At 51.0% G+C, this 3520-nt stretch carries 3 protein-coding genes; all 3 read right to left on the bottom strand.

What is annotated here, in order from left to right; genetic code table 11:
* Positions 1-100: 100 nt before the first annotated feature.
* The 3 genes from AC13EY_RS07975 to AC13EY_RS07965 are packed head-to-tail and all read right to left on the bottom strand — an operon-like array spanning position 101 to position 3357.
* Positions 101-1276: a patatin-like phospholipase family protein gene (locus AC13EY_RS07975; protein WP_482876146.1), complete on the bottom strand. Its 1176-nt coding sequence runs from the start codon at positions 1274-1276 to the stop codon at positions 101-103.
* 33 nt (positions 1277-1309) lie between these two features.
* Positions 1310-3049, bottom strand: a complete 1740-nt coding sequence (locus AC13EY_RS07970) for a hypothetical protein (RefSeq protein ID WP_482876144.1) — start codon at positions 3047-3049, stop codon at positions 1310-1312.
* Entirely contained in the window at positions 3046-3357 is a 312-nt protein-coding gene (locus AC13EY_RS07965; protein WP_482876142.1) for a hypothetical protein, read from the bottom strand. The genes AC13EY_RS07970 and AC13EY_RS07965 overlap by 4 nt, the downstream gene beginning before the upstream one ends.
* Between the last annotated feature and the right edge of the window lie 163 nt (positions 3358-3520).

Below are 3520 nucleotides of genomic sequence, written 5' to 3'. Positions count from 1 at the left end.
CGGTTATACGGCGCTTCCAGCTTGGCCAAGATGGCTTCGCGCCGCTCGGGGGAATACTTCATGGGAACCTTCTCTCTGCCCCAGGTTGGAGATTCAAACTCTAACATCTGTAGAGGTTCCAACTATTCTGACAGCGGGGGGGAGCCTGTTTGATGAAACGCTCGAAATGCTCTATCCGGACTCTGCTTTTAGCCACTGCACGGCCCACGGCTTGCATTTCATGGACCAGATTTACAGCGTCGAGTTGGTGTAATTTTCGGCCAATCAGTTCTTCGCATCCAATCGAGGCCAGTCCTTGACTCGTCAGGTCGACGTTGTACCGAGCATAGGAGAACAATGGCGGCCTGAGGGCGCTGCCCTGCCGTTCGATCATGTCACCCAATTCAAGATCTAGAGCGTCACCTGCGACGCATTTACCAAAGGCACGACAAAGCATGTCTTGCTGGTTTGCCGAAGCGAACATCAGCGCTGCCGGTGTCGAGGTCGCTGTGTAGAGCAAGTTCATGCGCCTCGGCGTCAAATCTGGAGCGGAGGCAGGATGCAAACCTGTCCCTACCGACACCAGCAGCATGTCGTCTTCACCAGTTTTCCAGCCAATGCGATAGGCAGGCAGTGTGGCGTTCAGGTATGAGATAAAGGAGGGGTTGTTGTATGGGGTAAGGCCGCCATCGATAAAGACAAAGGGCTTCTCGACCCCAGGAAACTCGATGGTTTCGGGAGCAAAGAATGTTGGTGCAGCAGTGCTAGCGCGCACGATACGCCACAGAGGGAGTTCTAGGTTGCTTCCTTTCCCAGGTTGATTGAATTTAGCGTAAGGGTTGTTGGTCAATAGCCACGGAGAGTCGGTTGTGGCGTTCTTTAGCACCACCATCAACAAAGTTTTCAGTCGATCTGAGCCCAGTGTGGTGCGCTCACCAAAGCGCTCCTTCATCAGAGACTCTAGCTCGCTGTGAACATAACGATGGAACCCCAGACGTTGCCATAGACCCGCACGCTTAAACATTCGTTGACCCGATAAGCTGTACAAGTCACGCAACTCATCGACTTCCATCCCCAGTGACAATCCAGCTGCAACAATTGCTCCAGTACTGCAACCGGATATGAAGTGAAACCAATCCGACAGACGCAATTGGGGATTGCACGTCCTTTGGCGGAGCAGGCGCTCAATCTCTGCGAGAATTTCCACCGCGATGACTCCGCGTATCCCACCCCCATCGATACTCAGCAGGCGCTTCTTGCCCTCGCTACGCACGATACTCTGAATAGCAGAACTCACTTCAGGTTTCCTTTTTCTGTAGTGGTCGCCTGATCAACCGCCATGGGCAGGTACGATGGCCTTCCGCTCAGTGGTGATCAACCACTGCATGTGCTCTCGCGAGAGCTCTAGCCCCGCGACCTCAAAAGTGGCCAAGGCCAGCGCAGTGTCATTGGAATCATTTAATATATTCTCGACACGCTCAAGGTACTTTCTTGCAGATGAATACTGTCCAAAGAGCTCTTGGATTGAGTTATTGTTAGCATTCAGCTCCACTACAGCCCCAAGCACCGGTATAAATCCGGCCAAGAATACGAACAAGTCCTTCCAAGTGGGCTTGAGAAATTCATAAAAAACTGGCGCGTGCGCTAAAATGGGATAGAAAGCAATCACACCAGCACACAACAACATGGGAACAAAGATGCAAATTTTTACTATCTTTTCGTTCCTTAAATGTATTTTATGGAGCCTCTTCTCGGCGCCTTTATAGTATATACTCTGCTCTTTAATCCAATCCTTCAGGGTATCCTCAGGTGGAGAAAATGAGAATCTCGCATCCCCAAGATAACTACTCTGTTTCAATATAGAGGCAACTACCTTCCCCCTAGCATTCCCCTGCGCCGGCAATCGGCGAGCGAGGGAATCATTCCCACATGGCTTTATAAGCCCAGAAGCGAGCCAGAAGAATTCGATACGAAGCGATTCCGCAATCAATCGAGCCAATGCGTAACGAAACTTCGTCTTATTTGGCTTACTGAAAACATACCAAGCGTACCCAAGAGCGAAGATAGCTATATATCCGAACAGCACTGCCCAATGAGATAATAGCTTCGCGTAAACAAGAAACACCCCAGTCATACTTAAAGTAAGCCCAGCCAAAACCTTATGCAGGAACTTGGTCTTTTCCCGCAAACAGATGGCAAGCCCATCGAATTTATGAAAATTATCCGCCAGACGATCTAAATCTCTAGAGCGAAGCCTATATGATTCAGAATTTTTGCATAGATATTCATCACTGGTGGGGTTACATTCGTCCAGATCGAGAGCCAACTCGTTTAGCTGAGAAAAGTGGTCACTAGTACCTGCTGGCAACTCATCCAAAAGACTAAATTCCTGCCCCCCATTTTGAACAACGTAGCCCGCACTAGGAGCCTCAACATATGGCGAGGTTGACTGTCTCCCTGCAGAAATGCAGTACACCGGCAGCGCGTCAGAATTAAAAAGATACCCATCTATGTGCTTACTTAGAGCAGTAACATCTTGGTTTTTTTCCACCCGCAAGATCAATCGCAATGGATCTAAAGCTTGGCCGACCACGAATGCCGTGCCACCCTTTTTCAGAGGAACATTTCCACGATGATCCCAAACCGCAGCCAACAGATCACTCTTGTTAACTAGATAGTCACCAAGGTTGGCATAGCAATCGTCACGCTTGATGGCCGTCGGCAGTTCGATAACTGGCAAGCCCTCGTCGATCAACAGCCTGTGCAGATCGTCAAACGCACCGAGCGCATCACCAGAAAAATCTTGCCGATACTCCGCTAGCGGCATGGGAAAAACCGCTACGGGCGTAATCGGCTTGCCCTCAGCGCGCATAGCCAAGCTAAGGCGAGTGAGAAGCTGGTCAGCACCTTCGGCCAGCCCAGTCATAACTCGGATACCAAGGTGTTCATAACGCGACAAGAGAGACTCTAGCAATGCGCGAAAATCCGCTGAGATCCGGTCATACTCTGCTGAAAGGATATCCCTATGCCCGGTCACCCCGACGCTAATTACAAGAGAAGCGTCCTTCATGCTAGATCCTCGTCAAACTCGTCCTTACGCGTATCACCCGACAGGGCGGCGGCAAATGCTTCCGCTTGCCGCAGCGCATCTACTGCAAAGGGCAACTCCCCATCTGCTTCAAGTTGCCTTGAGCGGTTAACAAGGATCTGGGTCAATGTGGCCTGGCACTCTCTTATGAACTCACCATGCTGACTATCGCGTTTAGGGTACGTCCCCATCGCATGGTTGATAATCTGCTCAGCACCTACAGTTTCGCTGTCGGTCCCAACATCATCTATTCGCCCTTGGTACCAACGCGCTACGCCGAGTGCATACATTGTTCGCGATGCCTCTGGGCTACTGAACCGCCCCGGGTTTCGCGGAGGCTGTTTGGTTTAAGTCAAGCCGCCACCTTGGAAGCCTGACTGGCTAGTTGCCGATAGTAGTTTGCCTCAGCCTCTGCCGGCGGTATATATCCGATGGGTTCGAGCAGTCGCTGGT

The sequence above is a fragment of the Halopseudomonas sp. L-58 genome (assembly GCF_056859475.1).
The sequence above is the reverse complement of the archived record's forward strand: the minus strand, read 5'-3'. Positions and strand labels throughout refer to the sequence as shown.